This window comes from Streptomyces sp. SCSIO 75703, from assembly GCF_036607905.1.
Taxonomy (GTDB): domain Bacteria; phylum Actinomycetota; class Actinomycetes; order Streptomycetales; family Streptomycetaceae; genus Streptomyces.
On record NZ_CP144555.1, the window covers coordinates 6,658,265 to 6,679,701 of the forward strand.

General features: G+C 74.0%; 19 protein-coding genes. 7 read left to right on the top strand and 12 right to left on the bottom strand.

The features are described 5' to 3' along the window. Positions 1-117: 117 nt before the first annotated feature. Together VM636_RS29335 and VM636_RS29340 are read left to right on the top strand one after the other, a co-directional pair. A complete protein-coding gene (locus VM636_RS29335) occupies positions 118-1,479 on the top strand; it encodes an MFS transporter (RefSeq protein WP_053914333.1) in 1,362 nt (453 codons plus the stop codon). Positions 1,480-1,563: 84 nt separating this feature from the next. Beyond that, positions 1,564-3,180 (top strand): long-chain fatty acid--CoA ligase, encoded by a 1,617-nt coding sequence (locus VM636_RS29340; protein ID WP_338486125.1) that lies wholly within the window; start codon positions 1,564-1,566, stop codon positions 3,178-3,180. Positions 3,181-3,262: 82 nt separating this feature from the next. Here the strand turns inward: VM636_RS29340 and VM636_RS29345 are convergent, their stop codons facing one another. Beyond that, positions 3,263-3,895: a TetR/AcrR family transcriptional regulator gene (locus VM636_RS29345; protein ID WP_030419888.1), complete on the bottom strand. Its 633-nt coding sequence runs from the start codon at positions 3,893-3,895 to the stop codon at positions 3,263-3,265. A gap of 102 nt (positions 3,896-3,997) precedes the next feature. Further along, a complete protein-coding gene (locus VM636_RS29350; protein WP_338486127.1) occupies positions 3,998-5,221 on the bottom strand; it encodes a cysteine desulfurase family protein in 1,224 nt (407 codons plus the stop codon). A gap of 509 nt (positions 5,222-5,730) precedes the next feature. On the opposite strand from VM636_RS29350, the gene VM636_RS29355 reads away from it, so the two are divergent. Beyond that, entirely contained in the window at positions 5,731-7,548 is a 1,818-nt protein-coding gene (locus VM636_RS29355) for an FAD-binding dehydrogenase (protein WP_338486129.1), read from the top strand. A gap of 47 nt (positions 7,549-7,595) precedes the next feature. Here VM636_RS29355 and VM636_RS29360 read toward each other — a convergent pair whose 3' ends face one another. The 3 genes from VM636_RS29360 to VM636_RS29370 all read right to left on the bottom strand — a co-directional run bounded on the left by VM636_RS29360 (position 7,596) and on the right by VM636_RS29370 (position 11,434). After that, the gene (locus VM636_RS29360) at positions 7,596-8,636 is read right to left on the bottom strand and encodes a cytochrome d ubiquinol oxidase subunit II (protein ID WP_338486131.1); all 1,041 of its coding nucleotides are present in this window, start codon (positions 8,634-8,636) and stop codon (positions 7,596-7,598) included. Between the two features lie 87 nt (positions 8,637-8,723). Then, on the bottom strand, positions 8,724-10,136 hold the full coding sequence (locus VM636_RS29365; RefSeq protein WP_338486133.1) for a cytochrome ubiquinol oxidase subunit I: 1,413 nt from the start codon (positions 10,134-10,136) through the stop codon (positions 8,724-8,726). A gap of 401 nt (positions 10,137-10,537) precedes the next feature. Next, positions 10,538-11,434: a virginiamycin B lyase gene (locus VM636_RS29370; protein WP_030419883.1), complete on the bottom strand. Its 897-nt coding sequence runs from the start codon at positions 11,432-11,434 to the stop codon at positions 10,538-10,540. Positions 11,435-11,674: 240 nt separating this feature from the next. On the opposite strand from VM636_RS29370, the gene VM636_RS29375 reads away from it, so the two are divergent. From VM636_RS29375 to mgtA, 3 genes are all read left to right on the top strand, one after another. Then, on the top strand, positions 11,675-12,022 hold the full coding sequence (locus tag VM636_RS29375) for a hypothetical protein (protein WP_051821282.1): 348 nt from the start codon (positions 11,675-11,677) through the stop codon (positions 12,020-12,022). Between the two features lie 145 nt (positions 12,023-12,167). Then, complete coding sequence (locus VM636_RS29380; RefSeq protein WP_030419881.1) at positions 12,168-12,530, top strand: metalloregulator ArsR/SmtB family transcription factor; 363 nt, start codon at positions 12,168-12,170, stop codon at positions 12,528-12,530. 52 nt (positions 12,531-12,582) lie between these two features. Continuing rightward, positions 12,583-15,156, top strand: coding sequence for a magnesium-translocating P-type ATPase (gene mgtA / locus VM636_RS29385; protein ID WP_234340468.1), 2,574 nt, complete (start codon positions 12,583-12,585; stop codon positions 15,154-15,156). 21 nt (positions 15,157-15,177) lie between these two features. Here the strand turns inward: mgtA and VM636_RS29390 are convergent, their stop codons facing one another. Continuing rightward, a complete protein-coding gene (locus tag VM636_RS29390) occupies positions 15,178-16,719 on the bottom strand; it encodes an LCP family protein (RefSeq protein ID WP_338486137.1) in 1,542 nt (513 codons plus the stop codon). A gap of 152 nt (positions 16,720-16,871) precedes the next feature. Between VM636_RS29390 and tatA the strand changes: the two genes are divergently transcribed. Continuing rightward, positions 16,872-17,177, top strand: a complete 306-nt coding sequence (tatA, locus tag VM636_RS29395; RefSeq protein WP_037857980.1) for a Sec-independent protein translocase subunit TatA — start codon at positions 16,872-16,874, stop codon at positions 17,175-17,177. A gap of 56 nt (positions 17,178-17,233) precedes the next feature. Here tatA and VM636_RS29400 read toward each other — a convergent pair whose 3' ends face one another. The 6 genes from VM636_RS29400 to VM636_RS29425 form a co-directional block, all read right to left on the bottom strand. Beyond that, positions 17,234-17,464, bottom strand: coding sequence for a hypothetical protein (locus VM636_RS29400; protein WP_030419877.1), 231 nt, complete (start codon positions 17,462-17,464; stop codon positions 17,234-17,236). Positions 17,465-17,551: 87 nt separating this feature from the next. Continuing rightward, positions 17,552-17,998, bottom strand: coding sequence for a Sec-independent protein translocase subunit TatB (locus tag VM636_RS29405; protein WP_338486140.1), 447 nt, complete (start codon positions 17,996-17,998; stop codon positions 17,552-17,554). A 360-nt stretch (positions 17,999-18,358) separates the two neighbouring features. Then, on the bottom strand, positions 18,359-18,883 hold the full coding sequence (locus VM636_RS29410) for a hypothetical protein (RefSeq protein ID WP_338486142.1): 525 nt from the start codon (positions 18,881-18,883) through the stop codon (positions 18,359-18,361). Between the two features lie 37 nt (positions 18,884-18,920). Then, positions 18,921-19,385: a DUF2871 domain-containing protein gene (locus VM636_RS29415; protein ID WP_053914341.1), complete on the bottom strand. Its 465-nt coding sequence runs from the start codon at positions 19,383-19,385 to the stop codon at positions 18,921-18,923. A gap of 186 nt (positions 19,386-19,571) precedes the next feature. Then, on the bottom strand, positions 19,572-20,252 hold the full coding sequence (locus VM636_RS29420; RefSeq protein WP_030419873.1) for an ABC transporter ATP-binding protein: 681 nt from the start codon (positions 20,250-20,252) through the stop codon (positions 19,572-19,574). After that, on the bottom strand, positions 20,249-21,337 hold the full coding sequence (locus VM636_RS29425) for an ABC transporter permease (protein ID WP_030419872.1): 1,089 nt from the start codon (positions 21,335-21,337) through the stop codon (positions 20,249-20,251). The genes VM636_RS29420 and VM636_RS29425 overlap by 4 nt, the downstream gene beginning before the upstream one ends. Positions 21,338-21,437 lie beyond the last annotated feature (100 nt).

Genomic DNA, 21,437 nt, shown 5'->3' on the forward strand with positions numbered 1-21,437 from the left:
CCCGCGACCAGCACGGCATCACGCCGGGCCCGCCGCCGTACCGAGGCGACACGTCGCCACCACCCAGGGTGCGATCCACGTACCCACGAGCACCTCACCCCCGATGGAAGGGCTTCGATGGCTATGCATCCGGTTTCTTCGGCGGCGGACACGCTTCACGCGCGCGCCACCCGCAAAGCCCTGGTCAGGCTGCTGCCGATCATGCTCGCCGCCTACTTCATGGCGTACATCGACCGCACCAACGTGGCGCTGGCCAAGACCCACCTGCAGGCCGACGTCGGCATCAGCGTCACCGCCTTCGGTCTGGGCGCCGGCATCTTCTTCGTCAGTTACGCCTTCCTCGAAGTCCCCAGCAGTCTGATCATGCACAGAATCGGACCAAGACGCTGGATCGCGCGGATCGCCCTCACCTGGGGCGCGCTCTCCGCGGCCATGATGTTCGTGCAGGGCGAGTGGTCCTTCTACTTCCTGCGCTTCTTCCTCGGCATGGCCGAGGCCGGCCTCTACCCGACCCTGATGTACATGGTCACGGTCTGGTTCTCCCAGCAGCACCGGGCCACCGTGGTCGGCTTCATCTACCTCGCGCCGACCGTCGCCCTGATCGTCGGCAACCCCATGGGCGGCGCGCTGATGGAGCTGGACAGCGCCCTGGGCCTGCACGGCTGGCAGTGGATGTTCCTCATCGAGGGCCTGGTGACCATGCTGGTCGGCGTCCTGGTCTGGATGACCCTCCCCGAGACCCCTCGCGACGCCAGGTGGCTCACCACCGAGGAGGCCGAGATCCTCACCGCCCGCGCCACCGGCGGCGGCGAGCCGGGCGACAGCCGTATCAGGGGCAACCTGAAGGCGGCCTTCGGCCGTCCCTTCATCGTCATCGTCGCCCTGATCTACCTGTTCAACCAGATCACCAACGTCGGCATCGTCTTCAACCTGCCCTCCATCGTCGAGGACCTGAACATCAGCGGATCCTTCCTCATCGGCCTGGTCTCGGGCAGCTCCGGCGTCGGCGCCACCATCGGTGTGCTCCTCGTGCCGGTCGTGCACCGGCGCTTCGGCAACGAGATCGCCCTCATCGGCGTCCTCGCCGCGCTGACGGCCGTCCTGGCCGGGGTCTACGTGCTCTCGTCGTCGCCCGCCGCGCAGATCGTGCTGATCGCCGTGTCCATGATCTTCGTGTTCGGCACGCTGCCGCTGTTCTGGTCCGTCGCCATGGCGCGCATGTCCGGACTGGTCGCCGCGGCCGGGCTCGCCTTCATCAACACCATCGGCCTCCTCGGCGGATTCCTCGGCCCGTACATGTTCGGCCTGGCCGAGGACGCGACCGGCAACCCGAGCGCCGGACTGTGGGTCGTCATCGCCTGCTCGCTCGTCGGCGTCGCGCTCACCCCCCTGCTGGCCCACGCCGTCCGCAAGGAGGACGCGGCCGAGGCCGAGGCCGCCCCGGCCGGGACCGGGACCGCGGCGCCCGTGTCGCGGTAGGGCACCGCCCAGGGCCGGGCCCCGCCCGCACGCGGGGTCCGGCCCGCCCGTTCGCCGACACCTGAACGAGGAGAAGAAACGCACATGCACGGCCTCATGCAGGACCGCCCCCTGTCGCTGCCGATGCTCATGGACGGCATGGAGCACCGGTTCAGCCGCAAGCACGTCACCACCACCCAGCCGAGCGGCACCGTGTCCGCCTCCTACGGCGACGTGGCCGCACGCGTCCGGCGGCTCGCCGGGGTACTGGACGCCCTCGACGTCCCCGCCGGCGCCCGGGTGGGCTCCTTCGGCTGGAACTCGCAGCGCCACCTGGAGCTGTACATGGCGGTCCCGTGCGCGGGACGGGTGCTGCACACCATCAACCACCGCCTGTTCGCCGAGGACCTCGCCTACATCGTCGACGACGCCGCGGACGACGTCCTCTTCGTCGACCGCTCGATCCTCGACGTGGTCCGCCCGCTGCTCGGCACCTGCCCGAGCGTGCGCCACCTGATCGTGATGGACGACGGTTCACCGGCCGAACTGCCCGACGACCCCCGCGTCCACGACTACGAGACGCTGCTGGCCGCCGCCCGGCCCGTCGAGGCGTTCGAGCCCGTCGCCGAACGCACCGCCGCGGCCCTCTGCTACACCTCGGGCACCACGGGCCGGCCCAAGGGAGTGCTCTACGACCACCGTTCGATCGTGCTGCACGCGATGACCCTGCTCATGGCCGACACCTTCGCCATCAGCGAGGGCGACACGGTGATGCCGGTCGTCCCGATGTTCCACGTCAACGCCTGGGGACTGCCCTACGCCGCCCTCATGGCCGGCGCCGACCTGGTCATGCCCGGCCCCGTCACGGCGCCGGACCGCCTGGTGGGCACCATGGCGCGGCACCGGGTCACCTTCGCCGCGGCCGTCGCCACCGTCTGGCGCGGCATGGTGCCCCACCTCGACGGCGCCGACCTGAGCGCGCTCCGGCACCTGGTCAGCGGCGGCGGCGCCCTGCCCGAGTCCCTCTCCCGCGCCTTCCTGGAGAAGACCGGGCTCCCGCTGCGCAGTTCCTGGGGCATGACCGAGACCAGCCCCCTGGTGTGCAGCGCGCGGATCCCCAGCGAGGAGGCGGCGGCGCTGAGCGAGGAGGACCGGGTCACCGCCCTGGCCGCCCCCGGCCCCCCGACCGTGCTGTGTTCGCTGCGCCTGGTCGCCGAGGACGGTTCCCTCGCCCCGCGCGACGGACTGCACCGGGGCGAACTCCAGGTCGCCGGGCCGACCGTCGCCGCCGGTTACTACGGGGCCGACCCCCAGTCCTCGGCGTTCACCGAGGACGGCTGGCTGCGCACCGGGGACGTGGCCACCATCGACCGGCACGGAGTGGTGCGCATCGTCGACCGCACCAAGGACCTCATCAAGTCCGGCGGCGAGTGGATCTCCTCGGTGGAACTGGAGAACGCGCTCATGGCGCTGCCCGGCGTGCTGGAGGCCGCGGTGATCGCGGTGCCGGACGACAAGTGGGGGGAGCGGCCCCTCGCGTGCGTGGTGGCGCTGCCCGGCACGGAACTGACGCGGGAGGACATCCGCGCGCACCTCGTCGGCCGGGTCGCCAAGTGGTGGATTCCCGAGCGGGTCGTGATGCTGGACGGCCTCCCCAAGACCGCGTCCGGGAAGTTCGCCAAGGCCGCCCTGCGCCAGTCGATGGCCGCCGGGACCCTCTGACCGGCGGCGCCCCCGGTATCCGGTCACGCGGCTCCCTGCCCCGGGCCGGCACCGGTCCGGGCGGGATGCCCCGTACGCCGGTTCAGCGCACCGGATCGAGGACCAGGCCCCCGACCACGACGTCCACGATGTCGTCGGCGAGTTGCCGCAGGTCGTCCGTGGACTGGCCCTCGATCCGGTGGAACCACATGTCGACGGCGTTGAGACTGCACAACAGGGTGCGCGCCGCCAATTTCGCGCGCACCGGTCGGAGTGTTCCGTCGGCGATTCCGTCCTGGACGACCCGGAGGAAGAGGTCTTCGTACTCGGCCCGGAGGATGTTGAGCGCGTCCAGGGATTTCCGCTGACGCGGTTTCAGCGCCGTCGACGACTGTTCCCTGACGCCGAGGTGGACCACGTGGTGATAGGCGAGATTCGTCATGAGATTCATGACGTGCTGCGTCGACATCGCCACGAGCCGGTCCCGTCCGGTGCCGCCGGCCTGCGACAACGGCTCCACCTGTTCGCGCACGGTACGCATTCCGTGCTCGTAGGCGGCCAGAAAGATGTCGAACTTCGAGCGGAAGTGGTAATAGATCAGGCCCTTGGTGGCGCCGACGCTGTCCGCGATGTCATCGATGGCGACGCCGAATCCCTGCTCCATGAAAGCCTCGGCCGCGGCGTCCAGAATGCGGCGCTTGGCGTTGTCGGCCTCGACGCCGTCCGTGACTGCCATCCAGAACCTTCTCTCGGTCGGTACGTGTCCGGTGCACTCTTCACGGGGCAGGGCCGCCCCGATGATGATACTCCCTAGTATTTCAGGAGTCGGTCCGGCACTTCACGAAAACGGCCGGACCGGGCCCGTGAGGAGACCCGCGCGAGCGGACCGCGCGGCGCCGACCAGCAGGTCCGCCGCCGTCTCCACGTCCGCCGGGGTGGTACCGCGGCCCAACGACAGCCGCAGCGCCCCGAGCGCCCGGTCGCCGTCCAGGCCCATGGCGGTGAGGACGGGCGACGGGCGGTGGTCCCCGTCGTGACAGGCGGACCCGGTGGAGGCGGCCAGACCCGGCGTCGCGGCGAGGAGCGCGTGCCCCGGGGCACCGTCGACGCTGATGTTCAGAGTGGTCGGCAGACGGCGTTCCACCGGGCCGTTGAGGCGGACCCGGCCGGGCAGGGCGGCGTCCAGACGCCGGTGGAGCCTGTCGCGGAGCGCGGCCAGCCGGCCGGGGGCGCCGTCCGCGAGGTCCGCGGCGGCCAGGGCGGCGGCCGTGCCGAGCGCGACGGCGAGGGCGACGTTCTCCGTGCCGGCCCGCAGCCCGCCCTCCTGGCCGCCCCCGTACACCACGGGCTCCGGCCGCAGGCCCGCGCGGACCCGGAGCGCGGCGATGCCCTTGGGCGCGTAGAGCTTGTGCCCGGCCATGGTGAGCAGGTCGGCGCCGAGGGCGGTAGCGTCGAGCGGGATCCTCCCGGCGGCCTGGGCGGCGTCACAGTGGAACAGCGCCCCGTGGCGGCGGGCGAGGGCGGCCAGTTCGGCGACCGGCTGGAGCGCGCCGGTCTCGTTGTTGGCGGCCATCACCGACACCAGCACCGTGTCCTCGTCCAGCGCGGCGGCGAGCCGGGCGGGGTCGACGAGGCCGTCCCCGTCGACCGGAAGGACCGTCACCCGTACCCCGTGCAGGCGTCGCAGGGCCCGCAGGGTCTCCAGGACCGACGGGTGCTCGGTCGCCTGGGTGACGACCCGTGGCCGGTCCCGTCCCGAGGCGAGGACGGTGCCGCGCAGGGCGAGCAGGTTCGCCTCGGACCCGGAGCCGGTGAACACCACCTCCCCGGCGCGGGCCCCGACCAGCGCCGCCACTCGCGCGCGTGCCCCGGCGAGGGCGCGGCGGGGCGCCTCGCCGTAGTGGTGCCCGCTGGACGGGTTGCCGAAGTGCCCGGTGAGATACGGCTCCATCGCCGCGGCCACCCGCGGATCGACCGGGGTGGTGGCGTTGTGGTCCAGGTACACCGGCCCGCCGGCCGGCCCGGACTCCGGCGGCGGGAGGAGAGGTGTCCCGCCGGTCACGTCCGGGTCCCGGGGGAGCGGGCCGGGGCGGGGCGCCCAGGGTCTTTCGGGAGTGACGCGGGGAGGTGTGCCACGTGCGGATCGTCCTGTTCGCCTCGGGCGCCCCGGCCGGACGGCCCGTCGCCCCGGACCGGGCGTTCCGCCTGCCCGGACGGAGGGCACCGCCCGCCCCTCGGGGCGCGTCGCCTCCGCCCAGGAGACCACACCGAGGACCACCCGGCACGCACCCCGGGCCCCACCCGCCCCGCGCGCGCCGCGTCGCCGCCAGGCCGCGCCCACCCTGCTCCGCGCCGCCGTCGCCCCTCACCGACGGGCCGCGCCCCGCGCCCTCTTCCTTCGCCCCTCCCCGCCCTCCGCGTCACGGCCCCCGCACCCCTGTTCGCCGCCCGCCCCATGGGCTACCTTCGGTAACCCTCCAGGTGGCGTGCCCGCCGATCCCGGGGCACTCCGGCGACCACCTGCCGCTCAACCTCCCGCACCGCAGGAACCGTTGACGAAAGGCAGCAGCCATGGAGAAGCCCCCCACCGCCCCCGTACCGTCCCCGCCGGAGCAGGCCCCGGCCGGTGTCACCCGACGCCGCGCCCTCACCGTCACCGGCGGAGTCCTCGCCGGCGCCGCCCTGGCCGGCCATGCCTTCCCCGCGTCCGCCGCCGCCTCCGAGGACGCGGACGCCATCGTCGTCGGCCACGGCCTCGCCGGCCTGGTCGCCACCGCCGAACTCGCCGCCGCCGGACGGCGCGTGCTCCTCCTCGACCAGGAACCCGAGGCGAGCCTCGGCGGACAGGCGTTCTGGTCCTTCGGCGGGCTGTTCTTCGTCGACTCCCGGGAACAGCGCCTGATGGGCGTCAAGGACTCCCGCGACCTGGCCTGGCAGGACTGGCTCGGCACCGCCGGCTTCGACCGCGGCGTCGGCGACCCGTCCGGCGAGGACCACTGGGCCTACCGCTGGGCCGAGGCGTACGTCGACTTCGCGTCGGGCGAGAAACGGTCCTGGCTCGCCGGCCTGGGCGTGCAGTGGTTCCCCCTCGTGGGCTGGGCCGAACGTGGCGGCGGACTCGCCGACGGACACGGCAACTCGGTACCGCGCTTCCACGTCACCTGGGGCACCGGACCGGCCGTCCTCGAACCCTTCGAGAAGAAGGTGCGCGCCGCGGTCGCCGCCGGAAAGGTGACCTTCCGCTTCCGGCACCGTGTCGACGGCCTGCTCACCAGCGGCGGCGCGGTCACCGGAGTGCGCGGCGCGCTCCTGGAACCCAGCGGAGCGGCCCGCGGCGAGCCCAGTTCCCGTACCGTCGTCGGCGACTTCGCCCTGCGCGCCCCGGTCGTCGTCGTGACCTCCGGCGGTATCGGCGCCGACCACGACCTGGTCCGCAAGAACTGGCCGGCCCGCCTCGGCGCCCCGCCGAAGAACATGATCACCGGGGTCCCCGCGCACGTCGACGGCCGCATGCTCGCCATCACCGAGAAGGCGGGCGGACGGATCGTCAACCCGGACCGCATGTGGCACTACACCGAGGGCCTGCGGAACTACGACCCCATCTGGCCCGGCCACGGCATCCGCATCCTGCCCGGCCCCTCCTCCCTGTGGTTCGACGCCCGGGGCCGCCGCTTCGGCACCCCCGACATCCCCGGCTACGACACGCTGCACACCCTCGCGACGATCACGGGCAGCGGCCACGACCACTCCTGGTTCGTCACCACGCAGAAGATCATCGCCAAGGAGTTCGCGCTCTCCGGCTCCGAACAGAACCCGGACCTGACCGACAAGAACGTCTGGCAACTGCTCTCCCGGATCTGGCAGACGCCGGAGCCCATCGAGCGGTTCAAGAACAGGGGCGAGGACTTCGTCGTCGCCGGCACCCTGCCCGAACTGGTCGCCGGCATGAACCGGCTCGCCGGCGGCGACCTCGTCGACCTCGACCTGCTGCGCCGCCAGATCGAGGCCCGCGACCGGGAGATCGCCAACCCCTACACCAAGGACGTCCAGGTCATGGGCATCCGCAACGCCCTCGCCTACGTCGGCGACTCGCTCAGCCGCACGGCGCCGCTCCACCGCATCCTCGACCCCGCCGCCGGACCGCTGATCGCGGTACGGCTGAACATCCTGACGCGCAAGACGCTCGGCGGCCTCCAGACCGACCTGTCCGGACGCGTCCTGGACGCCTCCGGCACCCCCGTCCCGGGCCTGTACGCGGCCGGCGAGGTGGCCGGCTTCGGAGGGGGAGGCGTCCACGGCTACCGCTCCCTGGAGGGCACCTTCCTCGGCGGCTGCCTCTTCTCCGGCCGCGCGGCGGGACGCGCGGCGGCGGCCGCCACGTCGACCTGACCCCGCACGGGAACCGGCCCGCGGTCCCCACGGCCGCCGCCCCGCCCTCACGGCGAGTCCGGCGGCGCCGGGGGCCGCGGGTGCCGGCCGCCGGCCCGTTCCGTACCGTGCTGGAAGGTCGAGTAGAGCAGCCAGAGCGAGGGCACCAGCAGTACGGCGCCCACGGCCAGCGAGATCAGGCACGCCGCCAGCACCGCCCCGTCCGACGCCGCGTCGGCGACCGTGACCCCGCCGACCAGCATCGCCGGGTACTGCGCCGCGCCCCACGCCCACAGCAGCGCGGCCACCGCCGGCGCCGCCGCGAGCCGGGCGAGGACGAAGCGGCGCCGGTACAGCAGGAGCAGCCCGGCGAGCCCGGCGACCGCGCCGGCCACGACCAGCGGCAGCGCACGGTGCGTCAGCCCGTGGAACAGCTCCGGCGCGTCGGCGTGCAGTACGGCGATCCCGGCGCAGGCGACGGCCCCGCTGGCCAGCCCGCTGCCGACGGCCCGCCGGGCGAAGGCGGACGCCAGCACCCGGTCGCCCTCGCGGTCGGCGTCCGCGCACAGGTACACCGCGGCGAGGTGCGCGCACGCGAGCACCGCGAGGACCCCGCCGAGCACCGAGGTCGGGTTCCACCAGCTCGTGATCACGTCACCCCGGGCGATGCCGGGCGGCACCCGCCCCGAGGCGACCGCCCCGGCGACCGTGCCGAGGAAGAACGGCGTGAGCACCGACGACAGCGCGAAACACGCCCCGAACAGGCGCCGCTGCCACAGCTCCGTACTGGCCTTGCGGAAGGCGAACGCGGCCCCGCGCGCGATGATACCCAGGGCGGCGAAGGTCAGCGGCAGGTACAGCGTCGACATCACCGCGGCGAACACCGGCGAGAACGCCGACCACAGCAGGACGACCACGAAGATCAGCCACACGTGGTTCGCCTCCCACACGGGCCCGATGCTGTGCTCGACCAGACCGCGTACCTCCCGCCCGCGCCGCGATCCGCCGGCCAGCAGATCCCAGACCCCGGCGCCGAAGTCGGCGCCGCCGAACAGGGCGTAGCAGGTGAGTCCCACCCACATGACAGCCAAGGCCGTGTTCGCGAGCACGGTCACCTCCGGGTGGCGGCCGACGGAACGGTACGGACGAGGGCGCCGTACGGAAGCGGCGCCCGAGGGGCGAGGAGGGCCGCGCGGTCACACGACCGGGTACTTCTCCACGTCCTCCTCCTGTGGGGCGCGCGGCACGGCCGGGCCCTTGGCCAGCCGGCGCAGGACGTACACCGTGGCGACGGTCATCGCCGCGTACACCACCAGGACCAGCCACAGGCCGGTCATCAGTCCGGGCGCCGGGTTGACGGCGTCGCGCACGCTCATGACGCCCCACACGATCCACGGCTGGCGGCCCAGTTCGGTGACGCACCAGCCGCTCTCCAGCGCGACCACCGAGGCGGGCCCGGCGACCACGGCGAGAGCCAGGAAGAGCCGCGCGCCACGCCGGTCCAGCAGGGCGAGGCCCGTGCGGCGCCCGCGCCACCACGCGAGGAGCAGGCAGACGCCCAGGGCGAGGAGGAACAGCCCGACGGCCACCATCAGGTCGAACGCCCAGTGCACGCCCGTCACCGGCGGCCACTGGTCGCGCGGCACCTGGTCCAGGCCCCGCACCACCGTGCCCGGGTGGTAACCGACCAGCAGGGAGAGGCCGTTGGGGATCTCCAGCCCGTAGCGCAGTTCGTCGCCGACCGCCACGCCGCCCAGGGTGAGCGGCACGTGCGAGCCGGTGGTGAAGACGCCCTCCATGGCGGCGAGCTTCGTCGGCTGGAAGTCGGCGAGGAACCGCGCGGCCCAGTCGCCCACCACGATCTGGAACGGCGTCACCACCGCCCCGAGCGTGAACGGGATGATGAACCCGGCCTTGTGGTAGGCGTCCCCGCGGCCCTTGAGCAGGGCCACGGCGTACACGGAGGCGGTCAGGAAGGACGCCACCATGAACGCGGCGAGGATCATGTGCACGGTCTGCGGCGGGCTCGCCGGGTTGAGCATCGCGGCCCACGGGTCGACGTCGACGACCTTCCCGTCGCGCAGCGTGTAGCCGCGCGGCTGGTTCATCCACGCGTTGGCGCACACCACGAAGAACGCGGAGGCGGTCCCGGCCACCACGATCGGCACCCCCGTCAGCAGGTGCCGCCTCGGCGGCAGCCGGTCCCAGGCGTAGAGGTAGATGCCGAGGAAGATCGCCTCGATGAAGAACGCGATCCCCTCCAGTGCGAACGGCAGCCCGATCACCTGCCCGAACCGGCCCATCAGCCCCGGCCACAGCAGCCCCAGTTCGAAGCTGAGGATGGTGCCGGAGACCGCGCCCACCGCGAACAGCACCCCCATGGCCCGCGCCCACCGGCGCGCCAGCAGCCGGTACGCGGGATCGCCGGTGCGGATGCCCCACCACTCGGCGATGAGCGTCAGCGCGGGCATGCCCACGCCCAGGCAGGCGACCACGATGTGCCACGCCAGCGAGAAACCCATCTGGGCCCGCGCCGCCGCGAGGTCCCCCTCGGTCACCGCGAGCACCCAGAGGGCGGGCCCCGGGGTCAGGTGGGCGAGCACGGGCACGTTCCGCTTCCGGCCGGCGGGGTCCGGTAGACACACAGCCCCGCCGCGGGCCGGCGCACCGTGTCCCCCGTACCGCGCGCCGCGGCGCACCGGCCCGCGCCGTACCTCGACCCCGTCCCGCCGCGACGACTGAAGTGTTCCTCTTGTCCGGGATTCACCCGGCCGAACCTACCGCCCCGGGCCGAGGAGGCTCCCGCGCCACGCCCCTCGGCCCTCCGGCCGGACCAACCCGGCCGGGGTCACGTCACACCCGGGAGACGAGCGGGGCCGAAGCCGGCCCGGCGACTCCGTGGCCCCGGAGCCCCGTCCGGAACGGCGTCGACACCCAGGGCCTCCCGTTGGGATCACGCCGGGCTCGCGGGGCCCGGCTCACTGATCCGGCCTGATCCGAACGAAAGACCCTAACGGGGCGTCACCCGGGCGAGGGCACCCGTCTCCAGCGCCGCCCACACCGCCCCGTCCGGGCCCACGGTGATGCCGTGCGGCTCGGAGGCGGCGGAGGGCAGCGCGTACTCGGTGATCTCGCCGTCCGCGGTGATCCGGCCCAGACGGCTCGTGCCCCACTCGGTGAACCAGCACTCCCCGACGCGGGCCGCGACGATCGCGTGCGGCCGGGACGCCGGTTCCGGCAACGGGAACTCCGTGATGTCCCCGCCCACCGTGACGGTGCCGATCCGGCCCGCCGCGATCTCGACGAACCACAGCGCGGCCCCGTCACCCGCGATCCCCACCGGGGCCGCACCCGGCGTCGGCAGCGGATACAGGGAGACCTCGCCGCCGACGGTGACCCGGCCGATGGCGTTCGCCTGGTTGAGGGTGAACCACAGGGCGCCGTCCGGCCCCGCCGTGATCACCGAGGCGAATCCGCCCTCGACAGGCAGCGCGAACTCGGTGACCTCACCGGCCGTGGTGATCCGGCCGATCCGGTCGAGGTTCGTCTGCGTGAACCACAACGCCCCGTCCGGGCCCGCCGTGATGCCGTACGGACCGCTGCCGGGGGTCGGCAGCGCGAAGCTCCCGGCCGTGCCGTCCGGCGCGATACGGCCGATCCGGTGGTCGCCGTACCGCGTGAACCACAGCGCCCCGTCGGGCCCGGGGGTGATGACGGTGGGCCGGCACCCGGCCGAGTCCAGGGCGAACTCCTCGATGCCGCCCCCGGGGACGAACCGCGCGATCCGCCCGCCGTGCACGAGGGTGATCCACAGCGCGCCGTCGGGGCCGGTCGCGATGCCGTACGGCCCGGCGTCCGCGTCCGTCAGGGGAAACAACTCGGCGGTGCCGGTCGCGGGACGCTCCACGAAGGCTCCTCACAGGATCGGGGGCGGGTGGCCGCCGCCCATCATCCGCTACCGGGCACCGCCGCGCCGAACCCTTTTCCGCGACGGCCGGGGTGCCGTGCGCCGCCGGGTCCCGGCGGGCGGACGCCCGACGCCCTTCCTCACGTGCCCCCGCCCCGCGGACGAGGCGGTGCCCCGGTTCCGTCATCATGGGGCCCGGGGAAACGGGGCCGGGGGACCGGCCGGGGGAGGGGAGCGCCGATGACCGTGACCGAGGTGTTCGACCGGACGATGGACGTGTTCACGCTCCTCGCGGCACTGGGCTGCGTGGCGCTGGGAGTCCACGTCCAGTTCCGGCCGGGCCAGGCGCCCGTGATCAAGGGGCCGGTCCGGCTGGTCCGGGTCTGGGGGCTCGGTTACGTCCTGCTGGGCATCTCCCTCGCCGCCCAGACGGCGGCGCTCATGACCGGCGCGGAACCGGCCTGGACCACGCACGTGATCCGCTGGGTCGCCGGCCCCCTCGTCGTCGGTTCCCTGCTCGCCTCCTACGTCGTCCGCCGCCGCGCCCGCCGCCACGGTGCCGCCGGGCGGCACGAACCGCCGCCGTGAGCCGGCGGCGCGGGCCGGCCCCGTGCCACCGGCGCGCCCGTCCCGGCCCGCACCCGAGACGCTGCCCCCGGGCCGGTCCCGGCGGATGCCTAGACTGGTGGCACGTGTGTGCGTCGAGGTGAGCAGGGCGGGACGGGAGAGGGTAGTGGCGGCTGACTCTGGTCGAGTGGAGGACCCGCCCGCCGAGGTGCTGGAGGAGGCGGCGGCCGCCTTCGGGCTGCTCGCCTCGTCGGCCCGGCTGCACCTGATGTGGGCCCTGGCCCAGGGCGAGAGCGATGTCACGCACCTCGCCGACCGGGTGGGCGGCGCGCTGCCCGCCGTGAGCCAGCACCTCGCCAAGCTGAAACTGGCCGGCCTCGTCCGTTCCCGCCGCGAGGGCCGCCGGCAGATCTACTACGTCGACGACCCCGACGTGGTGACGGTGGTCCGCGTGATGGTCGGGCAGCTCACCGCCCGCAACCAGCGGACCTCGGTGCCGCTGCGGCGGCTGCGCGGGACCGGTGCCTGAGCGGGCCCCTGCCCGGACGACGGGGGCGGGAACCGCCGCGTCCGGGACCACCGTGCTCCCCGGGCCGGACGACACCGCCGTGCCCACCCTCCTGGAGGTGCTGCGCGGACTCGGCTCCGGGCCCCGGGGACTGACGGACGCCCAGGCCGCCGAGCGCCTGGCCCGCGTCGGGGAGAACACGCTCCCCGACCGGCGCGACGCCTCCTGGCCCCTGCTGCTGGCCCGCAGTGTGCGGGACCCGTTCACCGCCGTGCTGCTCTGCCTCGGACTGGTGTCGGCGGCCGTCGCCTCCTGGGGCACCGCCGTCATCACCTTCCTCCTCGTCGCCGTGAGCTGCGGCCTGCGCGCCTCGGGGGAGCGCCGCGCCGACCGCTCCATGGCCGGACTGCGCGAACTGGTGGCGACCACCGCCACCGTGCTGCGGCGCTCCGGCGGGGGCGCGCCACCCGCGCCCCGCGAGGTGCCCGTCGCGGACCTGGTCCCCGGCGACGTCATCCGCCTGGGCCCCGGGGACCTCGTCCCCGCCGACGTCCGGCTCCTGAGGGCCGCCGGACTCCGCGTGCACCAGGCGGCGCTGACCGGCGAATCGGCACCCGTCGCCAAGTACGCCCTCGACGGGCCCGGCCAGCCCGGCGGCGGTGTGTTCGACCGGCCGGAACTGTGCTTCCAGGGCAGCAGCGTCGTGTCCGGCAGCGCCACGGCGGTCGTCGTCGCCACCGGCCCCCGGGCGCGGCTCGCCGCCGCGCTCGGACCGGACCGCGCCCGCCGGGAGCCGAGCGTCTTCGAACGCTCCGTCCACGGCATCTCCTGGATCCTCGTCCGCTTCATGCTGATCACCCCGCCGCTGGTGCTGATGGCCAACGCCGCGCTGCGCGGCCGGGGGCTGGAGACCCTGCCCTTCGCCGTCGCGGTGGCCGTCGGACTGACCCCGGAGATGCTGCCGGTCATCGTCACCGGCTGCCTCGCCCGCGGCGCCTCCCTCCTCGCCCGCGCCCACGGCGTGATCGTGAAACGCCTGCCCGCCCTGCACGACCTCGGCGCCGCCGACGTCCTCTGCCTGGACAAGACGGGCACCCTCACCCAGGACCGCCCCGTCGTCGACCGGGCCGTGGGACCGGACGGGGAGGAGGACCCCGAGGTGCTGGAGTGGGCCGCCGCCAACGCCTGGTGGACGCTCCAGCTCGCCGACCTGCCCGCCCCCGACGCGCTCGACGAGGCGATCCTCGACGCCGCCGACCCCGACGGCCTGCTCGCCCACGACGGGATCGCCGCCCTGCCCTTCGACCCGGTGCACCGGATCGCCACCGCCGTGGTCCGCACCCCCGGCCGCCTCGGCACCCACACCCTCGTGGTCAAGGGCGCCGCCGAAGACGTCCTGGAACGCTGCGCACTGACCGACGACGAGCGGGCCCGGCTCCTCGCCGACGCCGCCCGGCACGCCGAGACCGGCCTGCGCGTCCTCGCCGTCGCCACCGCCGAACGCCGCGCCGGCCTCCGCGACACCGTCCCCGCCGACGTCCGCGCACTCACCTACCGCGGACTGGTCACCCTGCGCGACGCACTCGCCCCCACCGCCGCCGAGGCCCTCGGCGTGCTCGCCGAACGCGGCGTCACCGTCAAGGTCCTCACCGGCGACCACCCGGGCACCGCGCTGCGCGCCTGCCGCGACCTCGGTGTCCCCGTCACCCCCGAGGAGGTCCTCACCGCCGACCGCCTCGACGCCACGCCCGACGCCGAGCTGGCCGGCCTGGTCCACCGCACGACCGTCTTCGCCCGCTGCACCCCCGAGCACAAGGCCCGCGTCACCGCCGCGCTGCGCGCCTGCGGCCACACCGTCGGCTTCCTCGGCGACGGCGTCAACGACCTGCCCGCCCTGCGCGCCGCCGACGTCGGCGTCGCCCCCCGCGCGGCCACCGACGTCGCCCGGGAGAGCGCCGACGTGGTCCTCGCCGAGAAGGACCTCACGGCCCTCGCCCACGCCATCGGCGCAGGCCGGCACGCCAGCGGCAACATCGCCTCCTACCTGCGCGTCACCCTCTCCTCCAACCTCGGCAACGTCATCGCCATGCTCTCCGCCGGGCTCCTGCTGCCCTTCCTGCCGATGCTCCCCGCCCAGGTCCTCGCGCAGAACCTGTGCTTCGACGCGGCCCAGCTCGCCTTCGCCTACGACCGGCCCCGCCCCGCCGCGCTGCTGCGCCCCACCGCCCTGTGCCCCCGTGAACTCCTCGGCTTCATCACCCGCTTCGGCGTCCTGAACGCCACCGCCGACCTCGTCACCTTCGGCGTCCTCGCCCTCGCCCTGCACGGACCCGGGACGGGGGACGACGAGGCGGTCTTCCACTCCGGCTGGTTCACGGAGAACCTGCTCACCCAGGCCCTGGTGATGCTGCTGCTGCGCCTCGGCGCGCGGGCCGCCGGCGGCGCCCGGCCCGGCCCGGTCGCCTGGGCGGCGGCGGCACTGGCCGCGGTCGGCCTGGCGCTGCCGCCCTCCCCGCTCGGACCGGCGCTCGGCCTGACCGCCCTCCCGGTCCTCTACTACGTGCTGCTCGGCGCCGTCCTGGTCCTCTACGCCGCCGGACTCCTCACCGCCCGGATGCGCTACGAACGCCGTCGCGCCCGCCCCTGATCCCGCCGCCCGGCGCCGGGATCAGCCGCCCTCGCCGTAGCTCAGGTCGGAGCAGGGGTCGTCGGCCGCCGTGCGCGCCCCTTCCGCGACCGAGGAGGGCACCGCGGCCGGCGCCGTCGACGCGGCGGCCCCGGGCTCGGCGTGGCTTCGGCCGACGACGAGGTCGATGCCGCCGCCCGGCTGCTCGGCCACCTCGGCTCCGGGGAAGAGCCGGGCGACCTTCTCGGCCTGGGCGCGCAGCCCGCTCCCGTACCGGACGACGGTGGTGGCGTGGTCCTGGCGGTCGGCGTTGCCGGTGCCGGTGACCGTGAAACCGTGCCGCATCAGCAGGGAACCGGCCTCGGATGCCAGACCGGAGGTGGTGGTGCCGTTGCGCACGACCACGTCGATGCCCGTGCCGTCCACCGGCTCGGTGGCCTCCGCCGACGGGGACGGCGAGGCGGTGCCGCCCGCGTCCTGGCCGTCGATGGTGCGGTCCGCCCTGAGCGCCGCCCACAGCTCGGAGGCGTCCGGCTCGACGATCGCGACCCGCGACCCCTCGTACCGCCAGGGCACGGTGACGAACGCGGTGTGGTGCAGGTCGACGTCCTTGAGCGACAGCGCGAAGGAGAGCAGCTTGTCCGCCGTGCCGAGGCCCGGGTCGACGCTCATCGACTTGGTGGCCGCGTCGGCGAGCGGCAGCAGCCTGGCCGGGGTGAAACCATCCTCCTTGATCTTTTTCAGGAGGCTGGAGACGAACGCCTGCTGCCGTTTGATCCGCCCGATGTCGGAGCCGTCGCCGATGCCGTGGCGCAGCCGTACGTAGTCCAGTGCCCGCTGTCCGGCGACGGTCTGCTCGCCCTGGGGCAGCACCAGCCTGCCCCGGGTGGCACGGTGGGGGTTGAGGTCGTTCTCGTACACGTCGGCGGGCACGCACACCCTCACCCCGCCGACCACGTCGGTGAGTTCCGCGAATCCCTTGAAGTCGACGACGATCGTGTGGTCCACGCGCAGCCCGGTCAGCTTCTCCACCGTGTTCTGGGTGCAGGCCGGATTGCCCTTGGGGGTCTGGCCGACGGAGAACGCCGCGTTGAACATGGTGTGGGGGCTGGGCTCGGTCCAGGTGCCGTCGGGCAGCCGGCACGGCGGGATGGTGACCAGGGTGTCGCGGGGGATGGAGACGGCGAGGGCGTGCCGCCGGTCGGCGTAGACGTGCAGCAGGAAGGCGGTGTCGGAGCGGCCGACGTCGTCCTTGTCGCCGCCGCCGTAGGCGCTGTTGCCGTCGGTACGGGCGTCCGATCCGATGACCAGCACGTTCTGGCCGCCGGACGCGGCCTCGGGGCGGTCGCGGGAGAGGCCGTCACCGTCGAAGGTGTCGATGCTGCCGTTCAGCTTCAGGTAGATCCAGCCCAGGCCCGCCGTGCCGAGCAGTACCACGGCGAGGGTGGTGGCGAGCGCCATGCGCAACGGCCGCCGCTTGCGCCGCTGCGGGCCGCGCCGGCCCCGGGACCCGCCGCCGCGGCCGGGCGGTTGTGCCCGGCGCCGGTGGCGGGCGGGGGTGGCCTGATCGTTGGTGGTGGTCATCCGTGAAGTGCCCTCGTCCGTCCGACTCATGCGGAGGGGACGCCTGAGCCCCACCCCATGGTTGTACAGTTGCGCAATGTAGCAACAATGACGGATGGTACGCCGCCGCCCCCGGCCCGTATCGCCGTCCACCCACAGGAAGGGATGGCGGAATGCTCCGCAACGGACTGGAACCCTGGCACCTGCTGGTCGTGGCCATCGTCTTCATCGTGCTGTTCGGCTCGAAGAAGCTGCCCGAGGCGGCGCGCGGGCTGGGCAAGTCGATGCGCATCCTCAAGAGCGAGGCCCGGGCCATGAAGGGCGACGCGGACACCGGGAGCGCCGCCGGCGCGCCGACCCCGGACGAGCCCGCCGGGACGGCCCTCGCGCCCGACGCCCGGGGGCCGCGGATCGTCCCCGGCGAGGCCCGCGAGGCGGAACCCGCACGTCCGGCGGACGGGGAACGCCCCGCGCCCTGAGGACCGGACGCCGCGGGCGGCCCGCCCGCCGAGGGGCCGGCGGGCCGTGCGGCCGGTCAGGGGCTGGCCACGTCGTAGCCGTACCGCAGCGGCTCGCCCGTCACCGTGTGGTCGATCCGGTAGACGTACACCCCCTCCGCGCGCACGCCGTCCGGCGCGCTGCGCACCTGGCAGGGGGATGTCACCTGGATCACCCTGGGCCGGTCGGCGACCTCCAAGCGCCAGCCGTGTGCCGGGCCTCCGTCGAGGACCGCCATCTCCCACGTCGTGGTGTGCGTCATCGTCATGGTGACAGTTTAAAGGTTGCGCAAGTGTCGCGAGCCAGTGAGCTGGATCACATCGGGTGGGCGTTCCGGGTGGGCTGTCGGGCCCCGTCAGGTGGCGTCCGGGTCGAAGGCGGGCGGGCTGCCGCCCGGCTCCGCCCGCGCCTCCTTGGCCAGGGAGGTCCGCGCGGGCTCCGCCGGGCGGCGGGCGGGTTCCTCCGTCGCCCCGGTGACGGCCTCGCGTACGGCGTTCGCGGTCCGGGTCAGCTCGCGCCGGGGGTCGAGGGCGTCGCGGACCTCGTCGAGCCCGAGGTCGTCACGGTCCAGGACGTGCCGCCGCACGAAGGTCTTGGGGTGCAGGTCCTCGAACTCGAAGTCCTTGAACTCCGGGCCCAGTTCGGAGCGGATCTCGTCCCTGGCCTCGTCGGAGAGCGCCCGCGCCTTGCGCACGAAACCGCTCACGCTCCGGATGTTCTCGGCCAGCCGTTCCGGACCGAACAGCAGGAACCCCATCGCCGCGAGCGTGACCAGCTCCAGCGGACCCACATCGGCGAACACCGGCCGCCCTCACTTCCCTCACGCGCCACGGCCCGGCGGGCCGCGGGAACTCCACTTTAGCGATTGCGCAAGTATCGGAACCATCAGGGGTCCGAGGGGGCGGGCGAGCGCCGAACCGGAGGCCGCCGCCGGGCCCCGTGTCGGCCCAGGGCGCGAGCCGGTCCGCGAGGGCGTCGTTCAGCCGGCGGTGGTGGTCGGGCAGGCCGGGGTCCGCCGTGCCGGGCCGCAGCGCGTCGCTCTGTTCTTCGCCGCCGAGAACCAGGGCGCGCCCTTCCTCGGGCGTGGTGGCCCAGCCCTCCCTCGCCCGTCAGCCTCCGCGCCACGACCGGCCCCGGGGCGACCGGCGTTCACCGGGCACCGTCAACAGCCGGGACCGACCGGCGGGGACGACGCCAGGGCCAGCGCGGCGGAGCGCAGCCGCGCCTCCCAGGCCCGCCGGTCGAGGCCCAGCGTGTACTCGGTGCAGCAGTCGCACGGCGGGAGCAGCGCCACGAACGATCGCTCCGCCGCCGTCCGGACCTCCAGGTCCAGCCAGTGGTCCGCGGCCAGGTCGGCGAGGGCGACGTCCTGGGCGAGGAACCGCGCGGCCAGCCGGCGCAGACCGTGGCGCCGTGCGACGTCCGGGGCGGGCAGGGCGATGCCGCACTCGGCCAGCGCCTGCTCGAAGGCCACGCGGACGTCCCTGGGGTCGGCGTGGCGCGGCGGGCCCGCGAGTTCGCGCAGTGCCGGGGAGTCCAGCCCGGCGGCGAGTGCGACGGCCGCGATCATCGGCACATCCTCGATGGGGATGTCGTTCGCCTGGTAGCGGCATGCCGCCTCCCCCAGCGGCGTGCCGCCACCCGGTCGAGGGCGCTCCGGTTCCGGTGTCCGTCCGGCTGTTCTCATGAGTCCACTGTGCCCGCCGGGCCTCCGGGCAGGGGCCTCAGCCGTGTGTCCTCTCCGCCGTGGTCCGCTCCGGGGCGCCGGTCGGTGACGTGGCCGCGAAGTCACGGCCCAGGCGGTGGCGCAGGCAGAGGAAGAAGAAGACCAGCGCGACGGTGAGCAGGATGTGTCCCAGACCCGCCATCCCGGATATCGCGGCTCCGGAGTCCTCACCGAGCACGGTGAGGGTGCCGTGGACGGTCATGAGAGCCGTGGTGAGGAGCAGTCCGGCGTGGTAGGTCCAGAAGAACGCCGAGAAGAACTGTCCGCGGGTCAGGTTCAGCGTCTTCTGCAGGGCGATGGTGATCAGGAAGACCAGGGTGCCGAGCGTGAGCAGGTGTGTGTGGACAACGGCCAGTTGCGTGTCGCCGGTGAAGTCCTGGGCCTTGGTCAGCTCCCGGTAGTAGAGACCGGCGGCCAGGCCGAGAACGGTGTAGAGGACGGCGGAGTAGTAGAGCTTCTTCATCGGTGTTCGGGCTCCTGTCCCGTGGCGGCCCCGTGGCGGGGCGGCGGGTGGGGTGACGGGTGGGCCGCCCCGGCCGTGGGCCGGGGCGGGGTCAAGGCGCGGGCAGCCGGTATCGGGTCCGCGGGGCGGGGCGGGGCGGGGGCGGGGCGGTCTGCCGGGACCCGGCCCGCACCACACCCCGTCGGGTCAGCCTCGGACGGGGTGGCTCAGGCGCCCGTCGTGGACCTCGGCGATCTGGTCGACGGCGGTGAGGTGGGCCGGGTCATGCGTGACCAGGACCGTGGCGGTGGCCTTCTGGTGGGTCAGCCGGGTGATGAGGTCGATGACCGCGGCACCGCGTTCGTGGTCGAGGGCGCTGGTGGGCTCGTCGACCAGGAGGACGGTGGGGTCGTTCATCAGGGCCCGGGCGATGTTGACGCGCTGGCGCTGGCCGCCGGAGAGCTGGTGGGGACGGCGTCCGGCCTGGTCGGCCAGGCCGACGGCGTCGAGCAGTTCCATGGCACGGGGGCGTGCCTTGGCCGGCGGACGGCCGTCGATCTGCGCCATGACCTGGAGCTGTTCGGCGGCGGTGAGCGAGGCGATGAGGTTGGGCTGCTGGAAGACGATTCCGATCCTGCGCCGGCGCAGGTCCGTCAGTTCGCCGTGGGTCATACCGGTGGTGACGGTCCCGTCCACGACGACGGTGCCGGAGTCGGGGGTGATGAGGGTCGCGGCGACGGCCAGCAGGCTGGACTTGCCGGAGCCGGACGGGCCGACCACCGCGGTGAGGCTCCCCTTGGGGACCGCCAGGCTCACGGTGTCGAGAGCGGTCAGGCGGGTGTCCCCGTCCGGGTAGGTGAGGGTGACGTCGGTCAGGTTCAGGCTCATCGGGCGCTCCCCAGAGCGGTCAGCGGGTCGACGGAGGTGATGCGGCGGATGGACAGGCCGGCTCCGAGGGCGCCGAGAAGGATCATCACGGCCGCCGGAAGCAGGACGGTGGTGGGGGTGAGGAGGAACGGCACGGTGGATCCGGCGACCAGCGCCCCGAGGGCGGCGGCCGTGCCGGTGCCGATCAGGGTGCCTGCCACGAGGAGGACGACGGCCTGGCCGAGGGCGTCCTTGAGGAGGCCGGCGGTGGATGCGCCGAGTGCCTTGAGGACGGCGACGTCCCCGCTGCGCTGGATGGTCCACACGGTGAAGAAGGCGCCGATGACGAGGGCCGAGATGGCGAACAGGAAGCCGCGCATCAACTGCAGGGAGCCGTTCTCGGACGTGTAGGAGCCGATCGCGGACAGCGAGTCACCGGTGGACACGGTCTGGGTGCCGGCCTGCCGGTCGGTGGCCGCCACGTCGGCCCCGGAGGTGGTCTTCAGGGCGATGACGGTGGCGGTGGGACCGTCGCCGCGGCCGGTGGGCGGCGCTGTCTTCTGCCAGGTGTCCAGGCTCGTCCAGACGACCGGTGTGTGACTGAAGTAGGCGTCGCCCTCGACGGCGGCCACCGTCAGCTCCTGCCCGGCCAGGGTGAGGGAGTCGCCGGGCCGCACACCGAGGTCGTCGGCCGCGCCGGTGGACAGCACCACCGACTCGTTGCCGATCGTGCCGCTCTGCGGGGCCAGCCGGGAGCCGGGCTCGACGCCGAAGGCGGAGACCCCGGCGCTCCGGTCCCCGGCGGTGGCCTTGGTCGTGGCGATCCCCAGGGGTTCGGCACTCTCCGTGCCGGGCGCCTCGGACCACTGCCGCCACTGCCGCTCGGTGACGACGGAGTTGGAGTACGACAGATCCTGACCGCCGCTGGGGGCCTGGAAGGCGACCTTGTCCGCGGGCAGTCCCGTGATCGCGGAGATGTTCTGCTGGCCCAGTCCGGCGGTCAGCCCGGACAACAGCCCCACCAGCAGGGTGATCAGTACGATGACGGTCCCCATCAGGGCGAAGCGCCCCTTGGCGAACTTCAGGTCTCTCCAGGCGACAAACACGGCGCTGCCCGTCCTTTCCGGCGGTGGAAGCGGTATGGCTCCACTGTCCTCGCACACCCCTCGTGCGCGCGTCTGGCGCAGGACGGCACTTCCCGGGCCG